Origin of the sequence: Metapseudomonas phytobenefica, from assembly GCF_043392685.1 — a bacterium.
Classification (GTDB): Bacteria; Pseudomonadota; Gammaproteobacteria; order Pseudomonadales; family Pseudomonadaceae; genus Metapseudomonas.
In genome coordinates, this window is sequence record NZ_JBHZGM010000017.1 from 64731 (window position 1) to 85375 (window position 20645).

Annotated in this window: 19 protein-coding genes and 3 riboswitches; of the genes, 8 read left to right on the plus strand and 11 right to left on the minus strand. The window is 68.4% G+C overall.

All coding sequences use genetic code 11. The annotated features are described in order from the left end of the window. Nucleotides 1-91 precede the first annotated feature (91 nt). The 4 genes from cobM to ACFW0B_RS14990 are packed head-to-tail and all read right to left on the minus strand — an operon-like array spanning nucleotide 92 to nucleotide 2161. Nucleotides 92-847 (minus strand): precorrin-4 C(11)-methyltransferase, encoded by a 756-nt coding sequence (cobM, locus tag ACFW0B_RS14975; protein WP_449149446.1) that lies wholly within the window; start codon nucleotides 845-847, stop codon nucleotides 92-94. Then, nucleotides 844-1254 (minus strand): cobalamin biosynthesis protein, encoded by a 411-nt coding sequence (locus ACFW0B_RS14980; RefSeq protein WP_449149448.1) that lies wholly within the window; start codon nucleotides 1252-1254, stop codon nucleotides 844-846. The genes cobM and ACFW0B_RS14980 overlap by 4 nt, the downstream gene beginning before the upstream one ends. Next, the gene (locus ACFW0B_RS14985; RefSeq protein ID WP_449149450.1) at nucleotides 1251-1964 is read right to left on the minus strand and encodes a CbtA family protein; all 714 of its coding nucleotides are present in this window, start codon (nucleotides 1962-1964) and stop codon (nucleotides 1251-1253) included. The genes ACFW0B_RS14980 and ACFW0B_RS14985 overlap by 4 nt, the downstream gene beginning before the upstream one ends. Nucleotides 1965-1975: 11 nt before the next feature. Next, complete coding sequence (locus tag ACFW0B_RS14990; RefSeq protein WP_151131602.1) at nucleotides 1976-2161, minus strand: CbtB domain-containing protein; 186 nt, start codon at nucleotides 2159-2161, stop codon at nucleotides 1976-1978. Between the two features lie 103 nt (nucleotides 2162-2264). Beyond that, nucleotides 2265-2480: riboswitch (cobalamin riboswitch) on the minus strand. Nucleotides 2481-2538: 58 nt separating this feature from the next. After that, a riboswitch (cobalamin riboswitch) is annotated at nucleotides 2539-2731 on the plus strand. Nucleotides 2732-2823: 92 nt separating this feature from the next. Between ACFW0B_RS14990 and cobW the strand changes: the two genes are divergently transcribed. Beyond that, nucleotides 2824-3876 carry a cobalamin biosynthesis protein CobW gene (gene cobW, locus ACFW0B_RS14995; protein ID WP_449149452.1) on the plus strand — a complete coding sequence of 351 codons (1053 nt, stop codon included), beginning with the start codon at nucleotides 2824-2826 and terminating at the stop codon, nucleotides 3874-3876. Nucleotides 3877-3955: 79 nt separating this feature from the next. After that, a complete protein-coding gene (gene cobN / locus ACFW0B_RS15000; protein WP_449149454.1) occupies nucleotides 3956-7690 on the plus strand; it encodes a cobaltochelatase subunit CobN in 3735 nt (1244 codons plus the stop codon). A 231-nt stretch (nucleotides 7691-7921) separates the two neighbouring features. Here cobN and ACFW0B_RS15005 read toward each other — a convergent pair whose 3' ends face one another. Next, complete coding sequence (locus ACFW0B_RS15005) at nucleotides 7922-9013, minus strand: 3-deoxy-7-phosphoheptulonate synthase (protein WP_449149456.1); 1092 nt, start codon at nucleotides 9011-9013, stop codon at nucleotides 7922-7924. 514 nt (nucleotides 9014-9527) lie between these two features. Between ACFW0B_RS15005 and ACFW0B_RS15010 the strand changes: the two genes are divergently transcribed. Together ACFW0B_RS15010 and ACFW0B_RS15015 are read left to right on the plus strand one after the other, a co-directional pair. After that, nucleotides 9528-10529 carry an ATP-binding protein gene (locus ACFW0B_RS15010; protein ID WP_449149458.1) on the plus strand — a complete coding sequence of 334 codons (1002 nt, stop codon included), beginning with the start codon at nucleotides 9528-9530 and terminating at the stop codon, nucleotides 10527-10529. Then, nucleotides 10454-11185, plus strand: a complete 732-nt coding sequence (locus tag ACFW0B_RS15015) for a vWA domain-containing protein (protein ID WP_449149460.1) — start codon at nucleotides 10454-10456, stop codon at nucleotides 11183-11185. The genes ACFW0B_RS15010 and ACFW0B_RS15015 overlap by 76 nt, the downstream gene beginning before the upstream one ends. 49 nt (nucleotides 11186-11234) lie before the next feature. Here the strand turns inward: ACFW0B_RS15015 and ACFW0B_RS15020 are convergent, their stop codons facing one another. From ACFW0B_RS15020 to cbiE, 6 genes are all read right to left on the minus strand, one after another. After that, nucleotides 11235-11552 carry a CcdB family protein gene (locus ACFW0B_RS15020; RefSeq protein WP_449149462.1) on the minus strand — a complete coding sequence of 106 codons (318 nt, stop codon included), beginning with the start codon at nucleotides 11550-11552 and terminating at the stop codon, nucleotides 11235-11237. Beyond that, a complete protein-coding gene (locus ACFW0B_RS15025) occupies nucleotides 11552-11827 on the minus strand; it encodes a type II toxin-antitoxin system CcdA family antitoxin (RefSeq protein WP_449149464.1) in 276 nt (91 codons plus the stop codon). The genes ACFW0B_RS15020 and ACFW0B_RS15025 overlap by 1 nt, the downstream gene beginning before the upstream one ends. A gap of 26 nt (nucleotides 11828-11853) precedes the next feature. Further along, nucleotides 11854-12585, minus strand: coding sequence for a (2Fe-2S) ferredoxin domain-containing protein (locus ACFW0B_RS15030; RefSeq protein WP_449149466.1), 732 nt, complete (start codon nucleotides 12583-12585; stop codon nucleotides 11854-11856). Further along, entirely contained in the window at nucleotides 12582-13313 is a 732-nt protein-coding gene (locus ACFW0B_RS15035) for a cobalt-precorrin-6A reductase (RefSeq protein ID WP_449149468.1), read from the minus strand. Before ACFW0B_RS15035 ends, ACFW0B_RS15030 begins: the two co-directional genes overlap by 4 nt. Continuing rightward, the gene (locus tag ACFW0B_RS15040) at nucleotides 13310-14407 is read right to left on the minus strand and encodes a cobalt-precorrin-5B (C(1))-methyltransferase (RefSeq protein ID WP_449149470.1); all 1098 of its coding nucleotides are present in this window, start codon (nucleotides 14405-14407) and stop codon (nucleotides 13310-13312) included. Before ACFW0B_RS15040 ends, ACFW0B_RS15035 begins: the two co-directional genes overlap by 4 nt. A gap of 122 nt (nucleotides 14408-14529) precedes the next feature. Next, on the minus strand, nucleotides 14530-15729 hold the full coding sequence (gene cbiE, locus ACFW0B_RS15045) for a precorrin-6y C5,15-methyltransferase (decarboxylating) subunit CbiE (protein ID WP_449149472.1): 1200 nt from the start codon (nucleotides 15727-15729) through the stop codon (nucleotides 14530-14532). Between the two features lie 80 nt (nucleotides 15730-15809). Beyond that, nucleotides 15810-16002: riboswitch (cobalamin riboswitch) on the plus strand. An 87-nt stretch (nucleotides 16003-16089) separates the two neighbouring features. Between cbiE and cobG the strand changes: the two genes are divergently transcribed. The 4 genes from cobG (at nucleotide 16090) to cobJ (ending at nucleotide 20506) form a co-directional block, all read left to right on the plus strand. Next, nucleotides 16090-17406: a precorrin-3B synthase gene (gene cobG, locus ACFW0B_RS15050; protein ID WP_449149474.1), complete on the plus strand. Its 1317-nt coding sequence runs from the start codon at nucleotides 16090-16092 to the stop codon at nucleotides 17404-17406. Then, the gene (locus tag ACFW0B_RS15055) at nucleotides 17403-18029 is read left to right on the plus strand and encodes a precorrin-8X methylmutase (RefSeq protein ID WP_449149476.1); all 627 of its coding nucleotides are present in this window, start codon (nucleotides 17403-17405) and stop codon (nucleotides 18027-18029) included. Before cobG ends, ACFW0B_RS15055 begins: the two co-directional genes overlap by 4 nt. Further along, complete coding sequence (locus ACFW0B_RS15060; protein WP_449149478.1) at nucleotides 18029-18775, plus strand: precorrin-2 C(20)-methyltransferase; 747 nt, start codon at nucleotides 18029-18031, stop codon at nucleotides 18773-18775. Before ACFW0B_RS15055 ends, ACFW0B_RS15060 begins: the two co-directional genes overlap by 1 nt. 81 nt (nucleotides 18776-18856) lie before the next feature. After that, nucleotides 18857-20506 carry a precorrin-3B C(17)-methyltransferase gene (cobJ, locus tag ACFW0B_RS15065; RefSeq protein WP_449149480.1) on the plus strand — a complete coding sequence of 550 codons (1650 nt, stop codon included), beginning with the start codon at nucleotides 18857-18859 and terminating at the stop codon, nucleotides 20504-20506. Nucleotides 20507-20645: the final 139 nt, after the last annotated feature.

A 20645-nucleotide genomic window follows, 5' to 3' on the forward strand; every position in this document is an offset into this window, starting at 1 on the left:
CCGGTTAGAGGGAGTTGGCGGGAAAATTGCCCGCCAGATAAGAGCCGCATTCTGCGGGTTTCACCGGCTCACGTCACTAGCCGCGTAGCGGTTACGCCTCACCCGGGCGGTAGAGATGGGCATGGCTGGCACGGTAAAGGGACGAATCGGTAAAGCCATCGGCCGCCAGCACCTTGCCCACGAGGATCAACGCCGTGCGGCGGAAGTCCCGCGCCGCCACCTTGGGGAGGATGTCGCCGAGGGTCCCGGTGACCTGCTCCTGGTCCGGCCAGCTGGCGCGATGGATCACGGCAATCGGGCATTCGGCGCCGTAGTGCGGCAACAGCTCTTCGACGATCTTCGCCAACTGGCTCACGCCCAGGTGGATGGCCATGGTCGCGCGATGCCGGGCCAGATCGCCCAGCGCTTCGCCTTCGGGCATGCGCGTCTTGCTGGCGTAACGGGTGAGGATCAGGGTCTGCGACACATCCGGCAGGGTCAGCTCGCACCCCAGCAGCGCGGCGCAGGCGGCGGTGGCAGTCACCCCTGGCACCACTTCGTAGGGGATGTTCCGTTCGCGCAGATGGCGGATCTGCTCGCCAATGGCGCCATAGAGCGACGGGTCGCCGGAATGCACCCGCGCCACGTCCTGGCCCCTGGCATGGGCCGCGGCAAGCAGGGCGATGATCTCCTCCAGGTGCAGCTCGGCGGTGTTCACCACCTGCTCGGCGCGATGCCCGGCCAACACGGCTTCGGGGACCAGGGACCCGGCGTAGAGAATCACCGGGCAGCTGCGAATCAGGCGCAGGCCCTTCACCGTGATGAGTTCCGGATCGCCAGGGCCGGCGCCGATGAAATAGACCGTCATGGCCTTTCAGCCTCCTGTGGGATACAGACCAGGGCGCAGGTGGCGCTGGCACTGCGGCGTTTGTCGATGAGCAGGGTGGCGCGACCGCCGAACAGGGACTCGGCCTGGACCAGGGCGGCCGCCTCGGCAACGCCCGGACTGCCAACGGCGTCCCGCACCCGGTCTGACGGCTGACTCAGGTATGTCTCACAGGCGGTGAGCCTGTCCACGGGCAGAAAATACAGCGGCAGGCCCAGTCGCCGGGCCAGGGCGATCAGCTCCGGCTCGGCCACCTTCACCTCACTGCTGGCCAGGGCGACCAGCTCATCGAGGGCGGCACCGGCCTCGGCAAGGCACTGCAGCAGCAGGCCTTGCAGCTCATCCACCGGGCAACCGCGCCGGCAGCCCAGCCCGGCGACCAGTTTCAAGCGGAGGGCGAGGCGTGGCGCTGGTACAGCCAGGCGGCTGCCCAGCCCAGTACGGCCCAGAACGCCGCATTGGTGATCAGCGAAGCGGCGATGAACTCATGCTCGAGCGCTTCTGGCGCCAGGCTGGAGTGCACTTCCGGCTGCGGCGCGCCCACGGCATGGGGGATCACCAGCAACACCACACCTGCCACGCGCAGCCCCCAATGACGGCCGAAGGCGATCAGGGCGAGACCGGCGGCCGTGGCGGCGGCAGTGCCGATCCACCAGACCTGGCGCTGGGCCAGATCGGCGGCGGCGGTGCCGGGCAATTCCGGCGGCAGGCCCAGGGATGGCGCCAGGGCGAAGGTAGCGAAGCCACCCAGCCCCCACAGCAGGCCATGCCAGGCGCGGGTCGGGCCGCACAGGCTGAACAGCCCGGCGAGGATCAGGGCGAAGCCCACGGCCACCACCAGGTTGCTGCCGCCCGTGGACAGGGTGCGCTGCCAGCCATCCTCCGGCGCCCAGGCTTCGTCGCTGTGCTCATGGATATGGGCGACAGCCGCGCCGCCGTGTTCATGGTCCAGAGCCTGCTCGACCGGGGCCGGCTCGGCGCTTTCATAGGTTTCCGCCTGGAGAATCAGCGGGGTGACCCACAGGCTCTGCAGCAGGGTCAGCACCAGGGCCGCGATGAGGCCGGCGAACCCGGCGGTCTGGGTGATGCGCTTGATCATGGATACATCACTCAATGGCAGGGGAAGGCGGCGCTGTGGCGGGTGTCGTGGGCCGCGTTGTGCACGGCCTCGATGTGCGAGAAGCCGGCGAAGTACACCAGGGACAGGCCGACCAGGCCGGCACCGATGGCCAGTACCAGGCGCTGGGCCAGGGTCGAGGAGGAAGCGGCGGAATGGGACAGGGTGCGGCTGGACATGGAAATTCCCTCTGCGTTGCTAGTGATACCGGCAGATGAGCACGCGCGAGGGAAGCGGACGCACGAGCGCCCAGGTTTCCGGCTTGCGCCCGCCCACCGCGGGTTGCCAAAACGTGATCAGGCCGGTCTCCGGGCTTGCGACGCCAGCCTTGGGCTGGATGGGCATGCCTTCCCATGCCGGTTCGGCACAGTGGCGTACTTGACCCTACGATCGCTTACCGTTGCGGGGGCAGCATCGGACTTGTCCGAAATGGACGCACCGATTTCCCGTTTCACCTCGCGTACGGCGACGCGAGGCACCTGAAAAAACCGCGCTAGGACATCACGAGTCCGACCGAGCGTCAACTGCGGCGATTGACCGCCGCAGGCACGCTGCGTAGCCTGCGCCCTTTCGAGGTTCTCCGGATGTACGCCGGAGCTAAGAGGGAACGTGGTCAAGGCCACGGCTGCCCCCGCAACTGTGAACGCCCCAGGGCCCTTCGATACGCCACTGCGCAAGCGGGAAGGCGAAGGTGCCGCGCAATGCGCAGGGACGTGAGCCAGGAGACCTGCCTCGAAGACATTCCAGACAACCGGGCGGGGTGATCCGGTGGCGAATCCGTTGCGCGGGGCCGGCCCCGCTGCGTTCGTCATGCCCGCCGACCGACCACGCAGAGGCGCGCATGAAAACCCTGGCCAAGCTCCCCGTCACCATCGTCACCGGCTTCCTCGGCGCCGGTAAGACCACCCTCCTCCGCCACCTGCTCGACAACGCAGAAGGCCGCCGCATCGCGGTGATCGTCAACGAGTTCGGCGAACTGGGCATCGACGGCGAGATCCTCAAGCAGTGCGCCATCGGCTGCACCGAAGAGGAGGCCGCGGGCCGCGTCTTCGAGCTGGCCAACGGCTGCCTCTGCTGCACCGTGCAGGAGGAATTCTTCCCAGTGATGCGCGAGCTGGTGGCACGCCGTGGCGACCTCGACCAGATCCTGATCGAAACCTCCGGCCTGGCCCTGCCCAAGCCCCTGGTGCAGGCCTTCCAGTGGCCGGAAATCCGCAACGCCTGCACCGTCGACGCGGTGATCACCGTGGTCGACAGCCCGGCCGTGGCCGCCGGCACCTTCGCCGCCCACCCCGAGCAGGTGGATGAACAGCGCAGGCAGGACCCGAACCTCGACCACGAATCCCCGCTGCACGAGCTGTTCGAAGACCAGCTCGCCAGCGCCGACCTGGTGGTGCTGAACAAGGCCGACCTGCTCGACGCCGACGCCCTCGCCGCCGTGCGCGCCGACGTGGCCGGGGAACTACCGCCGGCGGTGAAGATCGTCGAAGCCCGCGCCGGCAAGCTGCCGCTCGATGTCCTGCTGGGGCTCAATGCCGAAGCCGAACTGCACATCGACAGCCGCCCCACCCACCACGACCACGAAGGCCATGAAGACCACGATCACGACGAGTTCGACGCTTTCCACGTCGACCTGCCGGAAGTCGAGAAAGCCGCGCTGCTCGCCACACTCGGCTGCCTGGTGGAACGCCACACCATCCTGCGCATCAAGGGCTTCGCCGCCATTCCCGGCAAGCCGATGCGCCTGCTGATCCAGGGCGTCGGCAAGCGCTTCGACAAACACTTCGACCGCAAATGGCTGGAAGGCGAAACACGCGGCACCCGCCTGGTGGTCATCGGCCAGGACCTGGACCAGGCGGCCATCACCAATGAGCTGAAGACCGCGCTGGCCTGAACGTAGGAGCGAGCTTGCTCGCGAATCGCGGCAACCTCTTCGCGAGCAAGCTCGCTCCTACAAGATGTGGAGTCCCGCCATGCACCTGTTGCGCACCCAACCCGGCGGCTTCGTCCCCGACGATGGCATCGCCCACCTGGCCCAGACGCCCGCCGAGCTGGTGATCCTCTGCAGCGGCGATTCGCATCTGGCCCTGCTGGCAGAAGCCGCACGCGAACTGCCGGCGGACTACCCGAGCCTGCGCCTGGCCAACCCCATGCAGCTGCAGAACCACGCCTCGGTGGACCTCTACGTCGACGAGGTACTGCAGCACGCCAGGGTCATCCTCATCTCGGTGCACGGTGGCGTAGGCTACTGGCGCTACGGCATCGAACAACTGGTGGCGCTGGCCGAGCGTGGCGCGACGCTAATCCTGGTGCCCGGTGACGACCGCCCCGATCCGGAGCTGACAAGCCTCTGCAACGTCCCGAGGGAAGACGCCGAACGCCTCTGGCAGTACCTGCGCCAGGGCGGGCTGGAGAATGCGCGACAGCTCTTCAACTGCCTGGCCAATCGCTGGCTGGGGCGTGACTACCCCTGGCGCGAGCCGCAGGTCCTGCCCCGCGTCGCCCTCTACCACCCGCGCATCCGCCCGGCGCAACTGCAGGACTGGCAGGCCGAATGGCGGCCGCACCAGCCCGTGGCCGCCCTGCTCTTCTACCGCACGCACCTGCAGGCCGCGAACACCGCATTCATCGACGTCTTCTGCGAGCGGCTCGCCGCTCAGGGCCTCAATCCCCTGCCCATCGCGGTCGCCAGCCTCAAGGAAGCCGAGTGCCTGGCGGTGGTGGAAGACTGGCTGGACGCCGCAAGCGCCGGGTTGATCATCAACACCACTGGCTTCGCCCAGTCCAGCCCCGATACCCCCCGCCTGCGCCCGTTCCGCCGCGACGTCCCGGTGCTGCAAGCCATCTGCTCCCTGGACAACGAACCCCTCTGGCGCGGCAACCCGCAAGGTCTGGGCCCGCGCGACCTGGCCATGCACATCGCCCTGCCGGAGCTGGACGGCCGCATCATCACCCGTCCCATCAGCTTCAAGGGCATGGCCTGGCGCAGCGAGCGCAGCCAGAGCGACGTGGTCTGCTACCTGCCCCAGGTCGAACGCATGGACTTCGTCGCCGAGCTGGGACGGCGCTGGTGCGAACTGGCACGCAAGGCCAATGCCGACAAGCGCGTGGCGCTGATCCTCGCCAACTACCCCACCCGCGATGGCCGCATCGGCAACGGCGTGGGCCTGGACACCCCGGCCGCCGCGCTGAACATCCTCCGCGCCCTGGAAGACGAGGGTTACCCGGTCGCGGGTTTGCCGGACAGCGGCACGGCACTTATCCACAAGCTGCTCGGTGGCGTCAGCAACGACCTGGACAACCTCGACCTGCGCCCGTGCGCCCAAAGCCTCGCGCTTGCCGACTACCAGGCCTACTTCGCGCGCCTGCCCGAAGCCAACCAGCGCGCCGTGCGCGAACGCTGGGGCGAACCGCAGCAGGACCCGATGTTCCGCAGCGGCCGCATGATGATCGCCGGCCTGCGCCTGGGCCTGACCTTCGTCGGCATCCAGCCGGCCCGCGGCTACCAGCTCGACCCGGCGGCCATCTACCACGACGCCGACCTGGTGCCGCCCCACGGCTACCTCGCCTTCTACTTCTGGCTGCGCGAAGCGTTCGCCGCCGATGCGCTGATCCACGTCGGCAAGCACGGCAACCTGGAATGGCTGCCGGGCAAGGGTGTCGGCCTTTGTGCCGAGTGCTGGCCGGACGCCGTGATGGGGCCGCTGCCGAACCTCTATCCCTTCATCGTCAACGACCCGGGCGAAGGCGCCCAGGCCAAGCGCCGCGCCCAGGCGGTGATCATCGACCACCTGATGCCGCCGCTGACCCGCGCCGAGAACTACGGCCCGCTGCGCGACCTGGAACGCCTGGCCGACGAGTATTACGACGCCTCCCTGCTGGACCCGCGCCGCGCCGTGCAGCTGCGCGGGGAAATCCTCGAACTGGTGAAAGCCACCGCCCTGGACCGCGAGCTGAACCTGGTCATCAGCGACGACCCGGAAAGCTGGCTGCCACAACTGGACGCTTACCTCTGCGACCTCAAGGAATCACAGATCCGCGATGGCCTGCACGTGTTCGGTGAATCCCCCGAAGGGCGCCTGCGCGACGACACCCTGCTCTCCCTGGTGCGGATTCCGCGCGGCGACGGCAAGGGGGCCAACGCCAGCCTGCTGCGCGCCCTGGCCAGCGACCTGCACCTGGGCAGCGACCCGCTTGACCTCAACTGGGCCGAGCCCTGGCAAGGCCCACGCCCGGCAGTGCTGGAAAGGCTCAGCGACGAGCCCTGGCGCAGCAACGGCGACACCCGCGAGCGCCTGGAGCTGCTGGCGCTGGGGCTGATCGAAAGCGCCGATCCCGGCTCCATCGGCCCGGCCAGCGATGCGGTCCTGCAACATCTGCGGGCGGTGATCGCCCCCGCCCTGGATGCCTGTGGCAATGCCGAGATAGGCGGCGTGCTGGCGGCACTCGAAGGCCGCTTCGTGCTGCCCGGACCCAGCGGCGCCCCCAGTCGCGGACGCCTCGATGTCCTGCCCACCGGGCGCAATTTCTTTACCGTGGACGTGCGCAACCTGCCCACGTCCACGGCCTGGCGCCTGGGTTTCCAATCCGCCAGCCTGCTGCTGGAACGCCACCTGCAGGATCACGGCGACCACCTGCGCCAACTGGGCATTTCCGTCTGGGGCACCGCCACCATGCGCACCGGTGGCGACGACATCGCCCAGGCCCTGGCGCTGATGGGCGTGCGGCCGTTGTGGCAGGTGGGCAGCCAGCGGGTCGAAGACTTCGAAATCCTGCCGCTGTCCCTGCTGGACCGGCCTCGCGTGGACGTGACCCTGCGCGTCTCCGGTTTCTTCCGCGACGCCTTCGCCAACCTCATTCGCCTGTTCGATGCCGCGGTGCAGGCAGTGGCGGAACTGGACGAGCCCGAGGAGATGAACCCGCTGGCCGCGCGGGTGAAACAGGAAAGCGAACGTCTCGCCGCCGAGGGATTGGCCCTGGAGGATGCGCGCCTGCAAGCCGGCTGGCGGGTGTTCGGCGCCCAGCCCGGCGCCTACGGTGCGGGCGTGCAGGGCGTCATCGAAGAGCGCCAGTGGCAGGACCGCGCCGAGCTGGTCGAGGTCTACCTCAACTGGGGCGGCTACGCCTATGGCGCCCGGGACGCCGGCACCCCGGCGCGGGAACGCTTCGCCCAGCGCCTGCAACGCTTGCAGGCCGTCCTGCAGAACCAGGACAACCGCGAACACGACCTCCTCGACTCCAACGACTACTACCAGTTCCAGGGCGGCATGCTCGCCGCCGCCGAAACCCTGCGCGGCGAGAAGGTCGCCAGCTACCACGGCGACCACAGCCAGCCGGACCTGCCGCGCATCCGCTCACTGAAGGAAGAACTGGCCCGCGTGGTACGCGCCCGCGCCGCCAACCCGAAGTGGATCGCCGGCATGAAGCGCCACGGCTACAAGGGCGCCTTCGAACTGGCCGCGACCGTGGACTACCTGTTCGCCTTCGACGCCACCAGCGAACTGGTGGACGACCATCAGTACCAGTTGCTGGCCGATGCCTACCTGCTGGACGAGGACACCCGCACCTTCATCCACCAGCACAACCCCGAAGCCTTGCGCGACATCGCCGAGCGGCTGGTGGAGGCCCAGCAACGCGGACTGTGGGAGAACCCCGGGGAGTATCGCCAGGCGATCGAGAATCTGTTGCTGGATATCGAGGAGCAGTGATTCGCGCTGAGGTCCAGGCAACCTGTGAGAGCGAATTCATTCGCGAAATGGTTGGGCACCGAGCCGGCCGGCTGCTGCCCTCTCCCCCGGCCCCTCTCCCGCAGGCGGGAGAGGGGTGACTCTCGGCCCACCGCTGTCTCTCCCTGTGGGGCACATTCCCTGTGGGGGCGATTTCAATCGCCAAGCAGGACGCAGTCCTGCCTAGCTACAGGGGGAAAACCTGTCGGGTCCTCACCCGCGCAAGCGCTCCGCCGCCTCCCGCAGGATGCGCTCGGTGCCTTCCCAGCCCAGGCAGCCATCGGTGATCGATACGCCGTAGCGCAGATCGCAGGACAGCGACTGCGCGCCATCGAACAGGTGGCTCTCGATCATCACGCCGCGCAGGGCGTCCTGGCCGGCCAGACGTTGCTTGACCACGTCTTCCAGCACGGCGGGCTGGCGCAGCGGGTCCTTGCCGCTGTTGGCGTGGCTGCAATCGACCATGATGCGCGGCGCGATGCCGAGCTTTTCCAGCCCCTCGCGGGTCGCCTGCACGCTGGCGGCATCATGGTTCGGCCCCTTGTGGCCGCCGCGCAGCACCAGATGGGTGTCCGCATTGCCGGCGGTCTGCACCAGCGCCGGACGCCCCTGGGCGTCGATGCCGAAGTGCTGGTGGGCATGGGCGGCCGAGCGCATGGCGTCGGTGGCGATGCCGAGGCTGCCGTCCGTTCCGTTCTTGAAGCCCACCGGCAAGTCCAGCCCGCTGACCATCTCGCGGTGGATCTGCGACTCACTGGTGCGCGCGCCGATGGCGGCCCAGCTCAGCAGGTCATCCAGGTAGCCTGCCACCAGCGGTTGCAGCAGTTCGGTGGCGACCGGCAGGCCCAGTTCCGCCACCTCCAGCATCAGCCGGCGGCTCAGGGCCAGGCCCGCGGCCATGTCGCCGCTGCCGTCCAGATGCGGGTCGTAGACCAGCCCCTTCCAGCCCACGGTGGTGCGCGGCTTCTCAACGTAGGCACGCATCACCAGCAGCAGCTGGTCGCTGACCTCCGGCGCCAGCCTGGCGAGGCGACGTGCGTAGTCGAGGGCGGAATCGGCATCGTGGATGGAGCAGGGACCGACCACCACCAGCAGGCGCGAATCCTCGCCATCCAGCACGGCGCGCACGGCCTCGCGCTGGGCGCGGATCTGGCGGGCGAGCTCATGGGACAGCGGCAGGCGCTGGCGCAGTTCGGCGGGAGTGGGCAGCGGCTGGGTGCTGCGCGACGGGGGAAGGGCAGCCTCCAGTGCCATGGCATGGAGCGGCTGTACAGCGGTGGACAGAACGGATTGGTGCGAATTCATGACTGGCGTCCTCAGCCGGCGCGGTTCGATCCGCGCGCGGCGCTATCTGGGTGTTCGATTCAAGGGTGTCCGGGCGTTGGAGAAGCGGCTAAATCGCCAGTCGGAGTTGCGGTAATAGGTCTGGTAGGTGCGGTAGCTGATCATGGTGCGATCCTGTGTGTCGGTTGTTGGCCTTGTGGGCCGGAAAACAAAAACCCCCGGTCGGGTTGCCGACCGGGGGTTTCGTGGAGCTTTGGCGGCGACCCTGCTGGAGTGGGCCGCCTGATGGGTATCAGGTCAGCCCGTGGCTAAACCAATACCCGTAGAAATAGCTGGCCGCAGCGGCCACGCGCGCGCGCGCCCGGGCATGAGCCTGGCGAGCGGTGAGCGAAGTGGAAGCGCGTTGCGACATGACAATCTCCAAAGCGAATGCTGACTAACCTACTGCATTGCCATGCGCCCTTCAATCACTGATTTCTATCGGCTACCCCGACCTTTGGCTAACATGCGCAACACGCTTTCCCAGGATCCCGCCATGTCCGACCTTCCCCACTTTCCCCTGAGCGCGGTCGTCGCTTCCGACGAACTGAAGCTGGCGCTCTACCTCACCGCCATCGACCCCGCCATCGGCGGCGTGCTGATCGAAGGTCCGCGCGGCATGGCCAAATCCACCCTGGCGCGCGGCATCGCCGACCTCTTGCCGGAAGCCACCTTCATCACCCTGCCCCTGGGCGCCAGCGAAGAGCGCATCGTCGGCACCCTCGACCTGGACGCCGCCCTCGGCGAAGGCCGCGCACGCTTCTCGCCCGGCGTGCTGGCCAAGGCCCACGGCGGCGTGCTCTACGTGGACGAGGTGAACCTGCTGCCCGACCACCTGGTGGACCTGCTGCTCGACGTGGCCGCCAGCGGTGTGAACCTGGTGGAACGCGATGGCGTTTCCCACCGCCACCCGGCGCGCTTCGTGCTGATCGGCACCATGAACCCGGAAGAAGGCGAACTGCGCCCGCAACTGCTGGACCGCTTCGGCCTCAAGGTCCGCCAGGACGGCCAGCCGCAACCGGCCGAACGCGCCGAGATCGTTCGCCGTCGCCTGGCCTTCGACGCCGATCCGCAAGCCTTCATCGCTCAATGGAGCGGCGAACAGCAGGCCCTGGCCCACCGTTGCCAGGACGCGCGGGCACGCCTGCCCGGCATTCCCCTGGACGATGCCGCCCTCGATGACATCGCCCAGCGCTGCTTCGCCGCCGGCGTCGACGGCCTGCGCGCCGACCTGGTCTGGCTGCGCGCCGCCCGCGCCCACGCGGCCTGGCGCGGCGCCGGGCGCATCGAGGCCAAGGACATCGACGCCGTCGAAGATTTCGCCCTCGCCCACCGTCGCACCCACACGCCGCCACCCGCCGCGCAACCGCCGCAATCCCCGCCGGCCGCCTCGCAATCACAGGCAACCGGCGCAGAGGGCCAATGGGGCGAACTGCCCGCGCAAGCGGTAACCATGGGCGAGCGCCGCGACCTGCCACGTTGGCCAAAAAAGCCCTGAGCATCCGCCCGCGCACGGTCACAGGGGCGGGTGCCCGGCCCAGACCCGGCACGCTTGGCAACGGCCGCAGCGGCGCGCGCCGTGCGGGCGCCCATGGCGCGATCCAGTGGCTGCCCACGCTCCTGCGTGGCCGCCCGCGCAAGGCCGCCGACCTGGTGCGCGCACCGCGCAGCCAGCGCCCCGACCAACTCTGGCTGGTGGTGGTGGATGCCTCCGCCTCCACCCGCCGCCACGGCGCCCTGGCCCAGGCCAAGGGATTGCTCGCCAATCTGTTCGAGGCTGCCTATCGCCAACGGGCACGCCTCGCCCTGCTCCACGCCACCGGCCACCAGCCCCGCTGGCTCTGGCAGGGCCAGAAAGCCTCCCCCGCCCTGCATCACTGGCTTGCCGAACTCGGCGCCGGCGGCGGCACGCCCATCATCGAAGCCCTGCAGCAATCCGCCCACTGGCTGGCCCGCCGACAGCGGCAGAAGCCGGCCGAGGAACAGCGTTTGCTGGTGTTCACCGATGGGCGTTTGAACGACTGGTCGTCACTGCAGCCGCCGGGTTGCCCGACGCTGCTGGTGGATATCGAAAGCGGGCCGATTCGGCTGGGGCGGGCAAAGAAGCTGGCGGAGGAATTGGGGGCGGAGTACCGGGCCATTTCCGAGCTGTGAGTCGATGGGTTTCGCTCCTCAGCGGAACGCCCACGTCCCTTCCGGCGAACTAGATCCCGGTAATCAGCAGGTCCAGGGCCGCAATGATTTCATTGCGCATGGCAGAGAGATCAGCGACCTGCTTGCCCAGCACTTTCCTGGACACCCCGGCCAGCTGTGGGGTGAGCATGACAACAGGCGTTCCCTCCACCTCGAAGACCGGCATCAGGGTCTTCAGCACCTTGTCCTTCATCACCTCCGCCGTATGGAGGGGCACGACGACACGGGTACTCAACTCGGCGATCAGGTCGCTCTGTACATCGAGCAAGTAAGGAATGCTCATACGGGTCGCAGGATTGGCGTTCAGGTAAACGGCGAATTGCGGCATCAGAAGCCCCGCAGGTCGTCGCTGAAAACGCCTTCGTCTTCCACGTACTGGTTGTAGGCGGCAATTGCTGCGCGATTTTCAGCCAGCCAGGCTTCACGCTGCTTGAGCCTCAGCTCTTGCGCCAGGGCGTGTTCAAGCGTGGCGGACAGATTGATATCCAGCGCCCGCGCCTTGTTGAGGAGGTCGCTGTTGATGCTGAGGTTCGCGGCCTTCTTTGGCGCATGAGGATCGTAGATGGGACGCATGAGCAGGTTTCCAGGAAAATCCATGCGCATACCCTATGCGCATGGCAGTACGACAGTCAAAGCCGGGGGCCGGACGGTACCTGCGAGTGCATCAACATCTCAGGCACCTGCCGATCGTCCACGATCCGCTCCTGCACCCAGCGCAGCACCTCTTCCTCATTGCCAATGCGGTACCACTCGCCTTCCGGGTAGAGGCTGGCGGTAGGTCCGTCATCGCAGGGGAACTGGCATTGGGTACGGGTGATGTGCACGCCGCCCGCGCATTCCAGCTTGCCGGCGGCCTTGAGGGTTTCCCGCAGTTTCTTCCACAGCGGCAGCGCGCCACGACGGGTACAGCGTGGGCCGTTGCACAGCAGCAGGCGGCGGGCGTGGGGCGGGATGCAGGACCAGGCATGGCGCTCCGACAGTGCCGGTACGTCCACGCAGGGCAGATGCAGTTCGCGGCGTTCGGCCAGGGTGCAGGCGGCGTTGGCCGGGTCGACGTCGAACTGGCCCAGCAGGCTGGCGGCGAAGAGCTGCTCAGGGGCATTCAGCTTGCCCAGCTCGCTGCGCAGCCAGTCCAGGTGCTGGGATGAGGATTGTGGGTCGAGTTCAATCACCAGCAAGGGACGCGGACTCGCCTGAACGCGTTGCCACAGCAGCTCATGACCGGCGCTGGTGTCGACGATGTCAGCCAAGGCCGCCTCGCCACGCAAAGCCAGAAGCTGGCGGCGGAACAGTTCGGCGAACGAACCTTCGGCAAGGTCCGGCCCGGCGAACAGCACGCGGGCGTAGGGGGTTGCGCTCATGGGGTTTCCAGGTAAGTGGCGAGGGCCTGCCAGAGGCTCTCGACGGAGTCGAATTCGCGGGTTACGGCAGGCAGCTCCGGGCGTTCGAGGATCAGCACCGGCAGCCCGAGTTCGCGGGCGACCTGCAGCTTGGGTTCGGTGGACTGGCTGCCACTGTTCTTGCTGATCAGCACATCGCAGCGCAAGCGGCGGAACAGCTCGCGCTCGCCGTCGAGGCTGAAGGGGCCTCGGGCGCCGATCACCTCATAGCGTTCGCCAGTCGGTTGCCCTTGTAGGCAGCGCACGGTCCAGTGCTGCTCTGGCGGGATCTCGTGCAGGTGCTCCAGCGGTTCGCGGCCGAGGGTGAAGAAGGGCCGGCGGAAGGCTTTCAGTGCCTCGATCAGCCCAGTCCAGTCAGCCACCTTGCGCCAGTCATCATTTGGGCCGGCCTGCCAGCCGGGACGCCGCAGGGCCCAGCAGGAAACCCCAGCCACCCCGGCAGCCGCAGCCGCGTTGTGGCTGATTTGCGCGGCGTAGGGATGTGTGGCATCCACCAGCAGGCCGATTCCCTCGTTGGCGATGAACCGCGCCAGCCCCTCGGCACCGCCAAAGCCGCCGACACGAACCCGGCAAGCGAGGTCATCCGGCACCTTGCCGAGGCCGGCAAGGCTGTAGAGGTGTTCCGGGCCCAGGCGGCGCGCCAGCGCCAGGGCTTCGGCAACGCCGCCCAGCAGCAGGATGCGTTTCATCGCGGCTCCACCGCCTCGCCGACGATATTGCCCTGGCGGTCGATGGCGAAGACTTCCAGCGCCACGCTGGACGGCACCGTCTTGCGGGCGAAGGCCAAGGCGCGCGCGCAAACCGCGTTGCCCAGTGGGATACCGGCGTCATGGGCCATGGCCAGCGCCAGCTGGCTGGTATTGGCGCCGCGCATGGCGGCCTGCAGTTCGGCGCTGGCACCCAGTTCGGCAGCCCATTGCGCCAGCAGCGGCAGGTCGATGCTGGAGCTGCGGCTGTGCAGGTCCAGATGGCCAGCGGCGAGTTTGCTGATCTTGCCGAAACCGCCGCACAGGCTGAGCCTGGCCACAGGCGCCTTGCGCAGGTGCTTGAGCACGGCGCCGGCGAAGTCGCCCATCTCGATCAGGGCGGTATCGTCCAGGTGATAACGACGGCGCATGGCATCTTCACTGGCATTGCCGGTGCACGCCGCAAGATGGGTGAAACCGTTGGCGCGGGCGACGTCGATGCCCTGATGGATCGAGGCGATATAGGCCGAACAGGAGAAAGGCCGGACGATGCCGGTGGTGCCGAGGATGGAAATGCCGCCGAGGATGCCGAGGCGCGGATTCATGGTCTTCAGCGCCAGCTCGGCGCCGCCCTGCACGCAGATGGTCACCTCGAAGCCGCCCGGGTAGTGGTACTCGGTGGCGAGGCGGGTCAGGTGCTCGGTCATCATCTGCCGGGGCACCGGGTTGATCGCGGGTTCCCCCACCGCCAGGGTCAGGCCCGGCCTGGTGACGGTGCCGACGCCGGGACCGGCATGGAAGCGCACGCCGGGTTCCGCGCTCAGGCGCACTTGTGCATGGATCAGCGCACCGTGGGTCACATCCGGATCATCGCCGGCATCTTTCCGGGTGCCGGCTTCCGCGCCATCTTCGCTCAGGCGGCAGAACTCCAGGCGCATCAGCACCTGCTGGCCCTTGGGCAGGACGATCTCCACCGCATCGGCCGCCTCGCCGCCCAGCAGCAGGCGCGCCGCCGCCAGGCTGGTGGCGGTGGCGCAACTGCCGGTGGTGTAGCCGCTACGCAGGGGCGCGGGGTGCTCGGGGGTTTCGTCACGCATGGGAAAGGATACGTCCACTCAAGGTTCACGCAGATTGGGCCGGGCCACGCTGGAGCGCGGAACCAGCCGCCGCCCGTGCTTCGGAGTGTTGGGCTTCGCTGCGCTCTGCGCCAACCTACGGGTCATTTGCTCACTTCAAGCAAGGTAATCGGCAGCGCCGAACGCCAGGTATCGAAGCCGCCTAGCGGCTGGGCCTGGGCGATGGCGATGCGGGTAAGTTCACCGCCCTGGCGCTCGCGGAAGGCCACCAGCGTGGCTTCGCTCTGCAGGGTCACGGCGTTGGCGATCAGCCGGCCGCCGGGCTTGAGCCGGTTCCAGCAGGTGTCCAGCACGCCGGGTTCGGTGACGCCGCCGCCGATGAAGATGGCATCCGGCGCCGGCAGTCCTTCCAGCGCTGCCGGTGCCTGACCGGCCACCAATTGCAGGCCGGGCACGCCCAGGGCATCGCTATTGTGGCGGATGTGCGCCTGACGGCCCTCGTTGGCCTCGATGGCGATGGCGCGGCAAGCCGGGTGCGCGCGCATCCACTCGATGCCGATGGAGCCGCAGCCGGCGCCCACGTCCCAGAGCAGTTCGCCGGGGCGCGGCACCAGGCGCGCGAGGGTGATGGCGCGAACGTCGCGCTTGGTCAGCTGGCCGTCGTGGCGATAGGCGTCATCCGGCAGGCCGGTGGTCAGCGGCAACTGACGGGTGCCCTCGCCGGGCCGGACTTCGACGGCCACCAGGTTGAGCGCGGCGACCTCATCGACGGACCAGTCGCAGGCGATGCCGTCGATGCGTCGTTCCTGCGCGCCGCCCAAGTGCTCCAGCACGGTGATCCGGCTGGGGCCGAAGCCACGTTCGCTCAGCAGTGCGGCGATGGCGGCCGGGCTGCTGCCGTCGTTGCTCAGCACCAGCAAGCGGGTGCCCTGGTGCAGATGGGCATTGAGGGCCGCAAGGGGACGGGCGACCAGCGAGAGCAGGGTGACCTCCTGCAATGGCCAGCCCAGGCGAGCCGCTGCCAGGGAACAGGACGAGGGGGCCGGGATCACGCGCAGTTCTTCCGCCGGCAGCTGCCGCGCGAGGCTGGCGCCGACACCGAACAGCATGGGATCGCCGCTGGCCAGCACGCAGATCGGCGTGCCGCGCCGTTCCAGCACCGGCGCCAGCGAGAAGGGGCTGGGCCAGGGCGTACGCCGGGCGCGAATGCAGCACGGCAGCAGGTCGAGCTGACGCGGGCCGCCCACCACCTCGGAGGCCCCCAGCAGGGCATGACGTGCGGCCTTGCCGAGGCCCGCATAACCGTCTTCGCCAATCCCCACAACTGTCAGCCAGGGCTGCATTCGCACTCCTCGATTCTGAAAACGCCAGGGGTGTTCGGCTTCCGACAGGCAGCCTTTTCCCCGGTCCGGGCAAAGCGGGCATAATAGCGCCCTTCATCGGTCGCTGGCGCTCACCTGACGAGCCCCAGCCTAAGAGGGAACACGGTCGAGCCGTGGCTGCCCCCGCAACTGTAAGCAGCGAGTCCATGCAATCGAGGTCACTGGGTATCCCGGGAAGGCCGCAATGGATGATGACCTGCCAGCCAGGAGACCTGCCGGTGGAACCAGTCGCGTGTGCAAGCATCGAGCGGGGTGTATCGGTGCAACGTTGTCCCTAGCCTAGGGACCCGGGTCGCCGCGACGCCAACCATGGTGACCTGAGTGAAGCACGCCCGGCCCACATCGTTTTCCGTTCGCCCCTCGGCCTGCCCGGGGTTGCTGCGCATCGTCCAGGCGAAGGACGGCGGCATCTGCCGGATCAAGCTCCCCTGCGGCCGTCTCGGTTCCAGCCAGGCCCGCGCCGTAGCCGCCGCCGCGACGGTCCATGCCAGCGGCGTGATCGAGGCCACCAACCGTTCCAACCTGCAGATTCGCGGCGTCAGGCCGGGCGCGGAACAGGCGCTAATCGGGGCCCTACTGGCCGCCGGCCTGGGCGCGGGCTCTCCCGGTGCCGACGACGTGCGCAACCTGATGGTCAGCCCGCTGGCCGGCCTCGATTCCAGCGCCCTGGTCGATGTCTCGCCACTGGCCGCAGACATCCTCAACCTGTTGCAGGACAAACCGCACTTCCACGCCCTGTCGCCCAAGTTCGCCCTGCTGCTGGATGGCGGCGAAGCAGTGGCGACGCTGGAACACCCCCACGACATCTGGCTCTCGGCCATGAGCTCCGGCAGCCAGGCGCAGTTCGCCTTCGGACTGGCCGGCTGCCCGCCCCGATCCGGCGACGACGCGCCCGCCCTGGCCGCCGTACCGCGCGACCAGGTTCCCGCCCTGGTGAACGCCGTGCTGGAGTTGTTCCTTGAACTGGCAACGCCCGAGCAGACGCGCATGCGCCACCTGCTCGCCGGGCACCCGGTGGGCGACCTGCTGCTGCGCCTGCAACAACGGCTGGAATTCCCCCTGCTGCCGGCCGGCGGCTGGCAGCGCCCTGCCCCGCAGCCCTTCGCTCACCTGGGCATTCGCGAGGGCCGCCATGTCGGCGGCGCGCCAGGCCTCGGCCGGCTGGATTCCGCGCATCTCATCGCCCTCGCCGATCTCGCCGACCAGCAGGGCGACGGCAGCCTGCGCCTGACGCCCTGGCAATCCGTGCTGCTGCCCAACGTCCGGGATGCCGGCGCTGTGCTGCGAGCGATGCGGGAACTGGGCCTGGCCACCGATGCCCGCGAGCCCCAGGCCCGCCTGATCGCCTGCACCGGTTCCGCCGGCTGCGCCAAGGGCCTGGCCGACACCAAGGCCGATGCCCTGGCCCTGGCGCCGCTAATGCCGTCCGGAGCGGTGGTCCACCTCAGCGGCTGCCCGCGCTCCTGCGCCGCCGCCCATGTGGCGCCCTTTACCCTGCTGGCCGTCGCCCCCGGCCGCTACGACCTGTTCCAGCGCGGTGGCGAAGGCTTCGGCCGCCTGCTGTCGCGCGACATCGACATCATCGAGGCCGGCGAATGCCTGGCCGTCTCTCCTGACACCTGGAGTTCCACCCAATGATCGAGTACATCCGCGATGGTCAGGAGATCTATCGCAACTCCTTCTCCATCATCCGCGCCGAAGCCAAGCTCGCCGGCATACCCACCGACCTGGAAAAGCTCGCGGTGCGGGTGATCCACGCCTGCGGCATGGTCGATGTGGTGGAAGACCTGCGCTTCTCCCCCGGAGCAGGGGCCGCCGGCCGCGCCGCCCTCACCGCCGGTGCGCCGATCCTCTGCGATGCGCGCATGGTGGCCGAAGGCATCACCCGCGCCCGCCTGCCGGCGAACAACCGGGTCATCTGCACCCTCAACGATCCGGGGGTTCCGGAACTGGCCCGTGAGCTGGGCAACACCCGCTCGGCCGTGGCCCTGGAACATTGGCGCGAGCACCTGGAAGGCAGCGTGGTGGTAATCGGCAACGCCCCCACCGCGCTCTTCTACCTGCTGGAAATGCTCGACGCCGGCGCCCCGAAGCCGGCGCTCATCCTCGGTTTCCCGGTGGGCTTCGTCGGCGCGGCGGAGTCCAAGGACATGCTCGCTGCCGACAGCCGCGGCGTGCCCTATGTGATCGTGCGTGGCCGTCGCGGCGGCAGCGCCATGGCGGCGGCCGCGGTCAACGCCCTGGCCACGGAGGTGGAGTGATGGCGCGCAAGGGACGGCTGATCGGCCTGGGCGTGGGCCCTGGCGACCCGGAACTGATTACCCTGAAGGCCCTGCGCCTGCTGCAATCGGCGCAGGTGGTGGGGTACTTCGTGGCCAAGGCGAAAGCCAGCCAGGGCCAGGGCGGCAATGCCTTCGGCATCATCGAGCAGCATCTTGCCGACACCCAGCAACGCATGCCGCTGGTGTACCCGGTGACCACCGAGAAACTGGAACCGCCGCTGACCTACGAAACCGTCATCAGCGACTTCTACGACACCGCCGCCGAGCAGGTGGCCCGGCATCTGGACGCCGGTCGCGACGTGGCGGTGATCTGCGAGGGCGACCCCTTCTTCTACGGCTCCTACATGTACCTGCACGACCGCCTGGCTGGACGCTATGAGGTGGAAGTGGTGCCCGGCGTCTGCTCCATGCTGGGTAGCGCGGCGGTGCTCGGCGTGCCGCTGGTGTACCGCAACCAGAGCCTGTCGGTGCTTTCCGGCGTGTTGCCGGAAGACGAGCTGAAGGCGCGCCTGGCCGACGCCGAAGCCGCCGTGGTGATGAAACTCGGACGCAACTTCGACAAGGTGCGCCGCGTCCTCCAGGACCTCGGCATCGCCGGCCGCGCCCATTACGTGGAGCGCGCCACCATGGCCAACCAGCGCATCGTGCCGCTGGATGAAGTGGACCCGATGGCTTCGCCCTACTTCTCGATGATCGTCATCCCCGGGCAGAAGTGGAAAGGATGATGCCATCCGTCTCCGTAGGGTGCGCCGTGCGCACCAATGACTTCCGGTGCGCGCGGCGCACCCTAGCTGTGGAGCTCTGCCATGCATAACCCACCGGCCATCATCCTGCTCGGCAACGGCGGCCTGCCCGTCGCAAGACGCATCCAGGCGCTTTATCCACAGGCGCGCATCCTCGGTCTGGCCGGACGTGTCGAGGGGGCGGACGAGGCCTACACGGAATTCGGCGAAACCCTGCGCGAACTCTACCGCACCGACACGCCGATCATCGCCCTGTGCGCCGCCGGCATCGTCATCCGCACGTTGGCGCCGCTGCTGGTGAGCAAGGGTGCCGAGCCGCCGGTGCTGGCGGTCGCCGAAGACGGCAGCGCTGTGGTGCCGCTGCTCGGCGGTCTCGGCGGGGTGAATCGCATGGCGCGGGAAATCGCCTCCGCACTGGAGGTGGCAGCGGCCATCACCACCAGCGGCGAACTTCGTTTCGGCGCCTGCCTGCTGGAGCCGCCAGCCGGCTTCGCCCTGGCCGATATCGAGCAGGGCAAGCGCTTCGTCGCCGACCTGCTGGGCGGCGAAAGTGTGCGGGTACAGGGCGAAGCGCCCTGGCTGGACGAGGCCCGCCTGCCCCTGGCGGATGAAGCGCAGCGGGTCATCCACGTCACCCCCCGGGCGCGCACGGCGGCACGGGATGAACTGCTGATCCATCCGCGCGTGACCGTTGCGCGCGTGGATGGCGAAACCAGCGCACAAGCCATTCGCCAGGTGCTGGCCGACACCGGACTGGCGCCGCTTTCCCTAGCCTGCCTGCTGGCGGACCGCTCGCGAATGTTCGATTCCAGACTGGCCGCCACTGCCACAGAACTGGGCGTGCCGCTGCGCTTTTCCACCGACGAGTCCGCGCTGCCGCCCCTGCACCAGCAAGTCGCCGGCATCCGCCTCCATCTGGCCAGTGAACCGCTGGACCCGGCCCTGATCGGCCAGCCGCGCGGCCGCCTCAGCGTGATCGGCCTCGGTCCCGGCGCCACCGAGTTCATGGTTCCCGCCGCACGCCAGGCCCTGGATGAAGCCCAAGACCTGCTCGGCTACGAAACCTACATCCGCATGGCCGGGCCGCTGCGTCCGGGCCAGGTGGCGCACTGCACCGATAACCGCGAAGAGCTTCAGCGCGCCCGTCATGCCTTCGAACTGGCAGCCAGCGGTCGCCGCGTGGCAGTGGTGTCTTCCGGCGATCCGGGGGTGTTCGCCATGGCTGCTGCCGTGCTGGAGGCCCTGGACGAGTCCCGCGATCCGGAATGGCTTCAGGTCGAACTGCAGGTATTTCCCGGGGTTTCCGCCGCCCTCGCCACGGCGGCCAGGGCCGGCGCACCGCTGGGCCATGACTTCTGCCTGATCTCGCTGTCGGACAACCTCAAGCCCTGGGAGGTGATCGAGAATCGCCTCGACCACGCGGCCGCCGCCGACTTCGCCATGGCCTTCTACAACCCCATATCCAGGGCACGCCCCTGGCAGCTGGGCCGAGCCCTGGAAATCGTCGCCCGTCATCGCAAGCCGGAAACGGTGGTCGTGCTTGGGCGCGATATCGGCCGCCCCGCCGAGAAGCTGAGCCTCATCACGCTTGGCGAACTGACGCCGGAACAGGTGGACATGCGCACCCTGGTGATCATCGGTTCGTCGCTCACCCGCCGCGTGCCGAAAGGCAATGGCGAGGATTGGGTCTACACGCCGCGCTGGTATCGCTAGCGAGACTCAGGTTGCAGGAACGCGCCAGCTCGTGGACGCTTTCGCAAGCAGGGCATGCCGGGACCGATAAATCGGCTTCAGAAACGAAAAAGGCGCAGCCCGAGGGCTGCGCCTTTGTCTTTCCACTTGCGCGATTCGA